This is a genomic window from Microbacterium sp. K41 (assembly GCF_004794395.1).
Taxonomy (GTDB): Bacteria; Actinomycetota; Actinomycetes; order Actinomycetales; family Microbacteriaceae; genus Microbacterium; species Microbacterium sufflavum.
Genome location: NZ_SSDO01000349.1, coordinates 1 through 6045 on the forward strand (window position 1 = coordinate 1; position 6045 = coordinate 6045).

The 6045-nt window shown below is 69.9% G+C and carries 7 protein-coding genes, 3 tRNA genes and 1 pseudogene; 6 read left to right on the top strand and 5 right to left on the bottom strand.

Annotation, left to right across the window (positions count from 1 at the left end; all coding sequences use genetic code 11):
• Positions 1-303: PP-loop family protein (locus tag DW309_RS10820; RefSeq protein ID WP_275090524.1), on the bottom strand; the 303-nt coding region annotated here is incomplete at its 3' end.
• A 74-nt stretch (positions 304-377) separates the two neighbouring features.
• Here DW309_RS10820 and DW309_RS10825 point away from each other — a divergent pair.
• Positions 378-1034, top strand: a complete 657-nt coding sequence (locus tag DW309_RS10825) for a TMEM175 family protein (RefSeq protein WP_136028534.1) — start codon at positions 378-380, stop codon at positions 1032-1034.
• A gap of 43 nt (positions 1035-1077) precedes the next feature.
• Entirely contained in the window at positions 1078-1569 is a 492-nt protein-coding gene (ppa, locus tag DW309_RS10830) for an inorganic diphosphatase (RefSeq protein ID WP_096713254.1), read from the top strand.
• A 60-nt stretch (positions 1570-1629) separates the two neighbouring features.
• Here the strand turns inward: ppa and DW309_RS10835 are convergent, their stop codons facing one another.
• Positions 1630-2979, bottom strand: coding sequence for a M23 family metallopeptidase (locus DW309_RS10835; protein WP_136028535.1), 1350 nt, complete (start codon positions 2977-2979; stop codon positions 1630-1632).
• Between the two features lie 211 nt (positions 2980-3190).
• Here DW309_RS10835 and DW309_RS10840 point away from each other — a divergent pair.
• The 3 genes from DW309_RS10840 to DW309_RS10850 all read left to right on the top strand — a co-directional run bounded on the left by DW309_RS10840 (position 3191) and on the right by DW309_RS10850 (position 3509).
• Positions 3191-3263 (top strand) — tRNA-Glu (locus DW309_RS10840).
• A 31-nt stretch (positions 3264-3294) separates the two neighbouring features.
• Positions 3295-3368: transfer RNA gene (locus DW309_RS10845), tRNA-Asp, on the top strand.
• A gap of 68 nt (positions 3369-3436) precedes the next feature.
• Positions 3437-3509 (top strand) — tRNA-Phe (locus DW309_RS10850).
• Between the two features lie 44 nt (positions 3510-3553).
• On the opposite strand, the gene DW309_RS10855 is transcribed toward DW309_RS10850, so the two are convergent.
• Complete coding sequence (locus DW309_RS10855) at positions 3554-4561, bottom strand: alpha/beta fold hydrolase (protein ID WP_136045377.1); 1008 nt, start codon at positions 4559-4561, stop codon at positions 3554-3556.
• A gap of 100 nt (positions 4562-4661) precedes the next feature.
• Between DW309_RS10855 and DW309_RS10860 the strand changes: the two genes are divergently transcribed.
• Positions 4662-5120: an anthrone oxygenase family protein gene (locus tag DW309_RS10860; protein ID WP_136045378.1), complete on the top strand. Its 459-nt coding sequence runs from the start codon at positions 4662-4664 to the stop codon at positions 5118-5120.
• 118 nt (positions 5121-5238) lie between these two features.
• On the opposite strand, the gene DW309_RS10865 is transcribed toward DW309_RS10860, so the two are convergent.
• Positions 5239-5655, bottom strand: a complete 417-nt coding sequence (locus tag DW309_RS10865) for a hypothetical protein (protein ID WP_136045379.1) — start codon at positions 5653-5655, stop codon at positions 5239-5241.
• Positions 5656-5715: 60 nt separating this feature from the next.
• Positions 5716-6045 (bottom strand): annotated as a pseudogene (locus DW309_RS10870) (hypothetical protein); the annotation flags it as partial.

The window sequence follows — 6045 nt, forward strand, 5'->3', positions numbered from 1 at the left end:
CTCCGGTCCGCCATCGCCCGACACCTCGACCCGGACGACGAGGGGGTCGAGGCCCAGGTCCGCGGCGGTTCGCGCGGCCCGCTCAGCCACCGCGGCGGAGTCGTCCTGCAGCCCGTGGTCGACCGTGACGGCGGCGACGCGGAGACCTCGCTTGGGTGCCTCGAACGCGGTGGCGGCGGCGAGCGCGAGGGAGTCGGCACCGCCCGACAGCGCGACGATCACGGAGCTCCCTTCGGGGAGGTCGGCGAGCGCGGTGCGCACAGCGAGGCGGATCTCGGCGACGGCGGGATCGAGCGACGGCATCACTCCACGCTAGGGCACCGCCAGCGCCTCGCGACCCCCTGGCTCCCGCCCACCCTCGCCGATATTCTGGCGCGGTGACCGAGAACGCGAGGCCGTACCTGTATCGGACCGAGCGGTTCACGGCCTTCGTCGACGCGGTCGTCGCGATCGCCATGACGCTGCTCATCCTCCCGCTGCTGGAAGCCGTCTCCGACACGGCGGCGGGGAATCGGAGCACGGCCGAGTTCTTCACGGAGCACTCCGGCCAGCTGCTGAGCTTCGCGCTGAGCTTCCTCCTCATCGCGGTGTTCTGGATGGGGCATCACAGCCAGTACCGCGACGTCGAGCGGATCACCCCGGCGCTGCTGTGGATCAACGTGGGCTGGATGGCCACGATCGTGTGGCTGCCGGTGCCGACGGCGATGCTCGGCCAGCTCGACTCCGATCCGCTGCAGGCGGTCGTGTACATCGGGACACTGATCGGCACGCAGGTCACGACCCTCGGCGGCTGGCTCTACCTGCTGCGCCACCCGCAGCTCACCACGGCGTCCGCGTCGGTGCTCCGCGCGGGCGTCGTCGGCGACCTCGCCGCGATCATCCTGTTCGCGATCGCCCTGGTCATCGCCGCGCTCGCCGCGCCGAACGGCTACGCCGCGCTCCTGCTCCTGCTGCTGAACGGGCCGCTCGCGCGCCTGCTGAACCGGCGCGCACGCGGTCACCGCACGGACGTCGAGCCGCCGGCCCGCGAGTAGGCTGGTCGGCGGCATCCAACCGAACTTTCTGAGGAGCACACGCATGGGCGCACACGACGCCGTCATCGAGATCCCGCGCGGCAGCCGCGTGAAGTACGAGGTCGACCACGAGACGGGGCGCGTGCACCTCGACCGCGTGCTGTACACGACCTTCGGCTACCCGGCCGACTACGGCTACTTCGACAACACGCTCGGCGAAGACGGCGATCCGCTCGACGTGCTGGTGCTGCTCGACCACGCGATCTACCCCGGTGTCGTCGTCGAGGTCCGCCCCGTCGCGGTGCTCAAGATGAGCGACGAAGCCGGCGGCGACGACAAGCTGGTCGCGGTCCTGTCGAAGGACCCGCGCTGGGCCCACATCCAGGACATCGACGACATCGCCGAGTACACGAAGAAGGAGATCGCCCACTTCTTCGAGCACTACAAGGACCTGGAGCCCAACAAGTGGGTCAAGGTGGACGAGTGGGGGAACGCCGCCGAGGCGCAGCGCATCCTCGACGAGGCGATCGCCCGGTTCGGCGAGCAGGGCCACTGAGCTGATGCAGAAGACCCCCGGAGCACGGTGCTCCGGGGGTCTTCTGCTGCGCGACCGATCTCAGACGGAGATGCCCCGGTCGGCCATGAAGTTGATGGGGTTCGTGTAGCGGCCGTTGATGTACACCTCGAAGTGCAGGTGGCAGCCGAACGAGCCGCCCGTGTTGCCGGCGTAGGCGATGACCTGTCCGGCCTCGACCCACTGGCCGTTGCGGACCGCGAAGCCACCCGGCTTGATGTGCGCGTAGCCCGTGGCGACGCCGCCGCCGTGCTGGATGCGCACGTAGTTGCCGTACCCGCCGTTGTAGAAGGCCGCGTCGACGGTGCCCGAGTGCGCCGCGTAGATCGCCGCCCCGCAGCCGTTCGCGAGGTCGACCCCGTAGTGCCAGCTGGACGAGCAGCCGCGGGAGTTGCACTGCTGCGAACGGGGACCGTAGCCGGAGCTGCGGTAGCCGCCGTGCGGACGGACCCAACCCCCGGAGCCCGGGGTTCCTCCCCCACCGCTGTTGCCCCCCGCGTTCGCGGCGGCCTCCTCGGCGGCACGGCGCTCGGCCTCCTTGCGGGCGGCCTCGACGCCGGCCTGGTACTGCGCGACGGTGGTGGCGGTGGTGTCCTTGAGCGCGGCGAGCTGCGCCTGCATGGTCGCCAGGTTCGCGGACTGCTCGTCGAGGGCGGCCTGCGCCGCATCGGCCGCCTGCTGCGCGGCGACCATCTTCTCCTCGGCGATCTTCTGCAGCCGGTCGCGCTCGTCCCGCGCGACGACGGCCTGGTCACTGAGCGACTGCGCGGCGTTGCGGGCGGCGACGGCGTCGTCGTACACCGAGCGGTTGTACTCGAGCAGCTTGTCCATCGAGCCCAGTCGCGCAAGGAGCTCATCGGCGTTGCTGGCCGATCCGGCGAAGAACAGCTCGAGCGAGGTGTTGTCGCCGCCGTTGCGATACAGCTGCGCAGCGACCTGCCCGGCCTTGCGGGCGGACTCGTCGGCCGCGGCGGCCTGGGCGTCGGCCTTCTCCTGCAGCGCGTCGGCTTCGGCGATCGCGGCGAAGTAGGCCTGCTGGGCGTTGTAGAACTCGTTCGACGCGGCCTCGGCGGCGGCCTGGGTCTCGGCGACCTTCTGCGTCAGCGACTGGATGAGGCCTTCGATCCGCGAGACCTCGGCCGCCTTGGCGGCTTCGTTCTGCTTGGCGCGCTGCACGTCGTCCCAGCTCGGGTACGACGCGGCATAGGCGGCGGAGACGCCCGACGAGATGCCGAAGGCGCTGAGGGCGACCACGCTGAGGGCGCCGAGGCCGATGGCCCCGCGACGGCTGATGCCCGCCTTCCAGAACGCATGGCTCTCGGCCGGGCTGGGCGCGCAGCCGCACTCCGCGGAGGCGGCGGAGGCAGCATCCACCGGATTCTTGTCGTTCACGCGGCCCCTTCCGCCGGTTTCACAGATGTCACACTAACAACAACATTCACATCCGCACCAGCGAAATGGCACGGCCCCCGCAGCACCATCGTGACCTCCATGGTCCTCCCGAAACACGCCCGGGGGAAGACGCATCGCCCTCGATTCGCGATTTGCTCGCGTCATCCCTTATGCTTGAGCGTCGGCAAGGAAGTCCTCCCGGGACTGACTCGGCCCCATCGTTTAGCGGCCTAGGACGCCGCCCTTTCACGGCGGTAGCACGGGTTCGAATCCCGTTGGGGTCACTCCATCCGATACAATTGAAAACACCAGTATGGCCCTGTAGCGCAGTTGGTTAGCGTGCCGCCCTGTCACGGCGGAGGTCGCGGGTTCAAGTCCCGTCAGGGTCGCTCCGTGCGACGAGCTCTTTCTTCGGAGAGGGCTCTTCGTCTAGGACGCGGCAGCACCATCGCCGCGCGGCTCTGTAGCTCAGTTGGTAGAGCGTTCGACTGAAAATCGAAAGGTCACCGGATCGATGCCGGTCGGAGCCACAAGGCTGATCATTACAATCAGCCCAGAAACCCTCGCCTAGCTTCTACATGGCGGGGGTTTTGCTTTGCCCGCCCACCGGCATCGCGTCGACCGCATGGGGCAGCGCGTGGGTGACGAGACTCACGAGGAACGTGCCCGGCTCCTCGAGCATGCACAGATGCGCCGAGTTCTCGAACCAGACGACGTGCGTCGACGGTGCCGTCACGTGCTCGAGCCAGCGCACGACGGGGCCCGTAGGCGTCGTCCAGTCGTGGCGTCCGAGGAACTGCAGCATCGGCACCTCGAACGCCGTCTGATCGCGGGCGTCGAAGCCGAGCAGGGCCGGGAGCACCGCGGTCATGGTCACCTGCTGCCCGGCGCCGATCAACCCCAGGTCGGCATCGGTGTAATACGGAGACAGCTCCTGCGACTCCGTGAAGTACGCGAAGTCGGACCGATACGCGGACAGACCCCCGTAGTGCTGGGCCCACCTCCGGCAGGTCACGATGCGTTCGACGGTCAACGGCTCCGCGCCGGGATACTCCCCGAGCGACTGCAGCTCCGCGACCGCCCGCTCATTCCCATCCGCGACGGCACTCCGCATCGCGTGACCGAAGCTCTCGACCTCGTTCTCGGGACCGCAGATGACCTGGCCGACGCCGATGTACGCCCACAGCAGGTCGGGTCGCTGCCTGGCCACAGTGAGGCCGATGATCGTCCCCCAGCTGTGGCCGAGCACCCCGACCTTCCGGACGCCGAGCTCGGCCTGCACCCACGCGATCAGCTCCACGAGATCGTCGACATACCTCTCGACACGGAGATCCAGCCCGTCGGACACGGTCGCCGCGGACTTGCCACTGGCGCGCTGGTCGTAGTTGACGACGGTGAAGTACTCCTCGACCCCGCGCTGCCAGATCCACGACGACGGCAACGACGGGAGCGCCGGACCGCCGTGGCACACGACGAGCACCGGGTTCGCCCTGCTGCGGCCGCGGATCGAGACGAACTGCTCGACGCCGCCGAGCTCGACGAACGCCGTGCGGTCGATCGCCTCGGGGTTGGGAGGCGGCACAGATCCGCGATGACGGTGCGGCCGAGGTCTTCGCTCATGTCGGTCAGCCTAGGAGGGCCGCGCATCCGCGGCGACGCGACGATGTCGTAGAGTGCCCGACGTGGAGCTCACAGACGCACTCGCCGCCGTCGGCCTCGTCCTTCTCGCGCTCGGAGGCGGCACGTTCTGGTCCTTCTCGACCGGGGTCATGCCGGGCCTCGGGCGCACGGACGACCCGACCTTCGTCACCTCGATGCGCGCCATCAACCGCGCGGTGGTGAATCCGCTGTTCCTCCTGCCGATCTTCCTGCCCCCGGTGTTCCTGGTATGGGCGGGCCTGCTCGCGCTGGACTCTGCGCGCGGGTGGCTGCTCGCCGCCGGCGGGGTCGTGTTCTTCCTCGGCGCTGTCGTCGTCACCGTGGCCGGCAACGTCCCGCTGAACAATGCGTTGGACGGCTCGACGACTTCTGCCGCGACCACACGCGCCGCGTTCGAACGCCGATGGAACGCGCTGAACGGCGTGCGCTCGGTGGCGTCCGTCGTCGCGATCGCGGTCGCGGTGTGGGCTCTGCTCGTCTGAGCTGCGCGTCCGCTCCGCACTGCGGGTACTGATGGGGCTCACCGAGGCGTCGCCCCCGACACCTCTCTGCCCGATCACGGCCTGACCCTGGCGCTGCCCCGGACGCAGACGCTCGCCCTCACCCCGCCGGCACGAACACGTTGTCGAACAGCCGCTCGGTCCCCTCGGGCGTGGGCGAGCCGTCCGGCGCGACCTCGTACGTGCCCAGCTCGCCGCTGAGGCGCACCCAGGTCCCGTTGTCGGCACAGCCCGTGGCGTACGCGTCATCGCTCTGATACGCGACCACGCAGATCCCGCTGCCGGACGCGGGTCGTGCGAGCCACAGCGACACGTCGCCGTCCTTCCCCACGAACCGGGCGGTGTCCGGCGCGACGACGCCGTCGTTGTCGTCGACCGCGGCATCCGGCAGGGCGTCAGCCGCCTGAGGCTCCTTCTCGAGCACGGCGAAGTCCGCCCCGCCCATGCATCCGGACAACACGGTGGCCATGACCACCGCGGCCACGCCCACAGCGCCGACCCTCGTGCTCCGCTTCACGGTGCCCCCTCGCCTCTCCGTATGCCAGCCATCGTCGCACACGTGCCGCGCAGACCGGGGTCAGAGCGCATCGAGTGCCCGCTGCGCCGCCTCGCGATCCCGCGCCGCCTCGTCGCGCGACGCCACGGCCTCCTCCTGACGCTCGGTCGCCCCCGGCAGCTCTCCCGCGATGCGCTCGGCCTCCCTGCGCAGCTGTGCGAGCTGCGCCTCGAGGTCGGCGATGTCGTCGTCGAGCTCCTCGGCGCGCGCGCGAAGCGTCCGCAGCACGTCGTCCTGTTTCGCCACTGCGCGCTCCGCCGCCGCGAGCTCCTTCTCCGCCGCGGTCACGCGCCGTTCGGCCTCGCGTCGAGCCCGCCGCGCGGAGAGCTCATCCCCGCGGCGCGGCGCGGC

Bases quoted from the DNA above. Each gene is read 5' to 3' on its own strand.
- ppa (WP_096713254.1), top strand. From the start codon at position 1,078: ATGGGCGCACACGACGCCGTCATCGAGATCCCGCGCGGCAGCCGCGTG.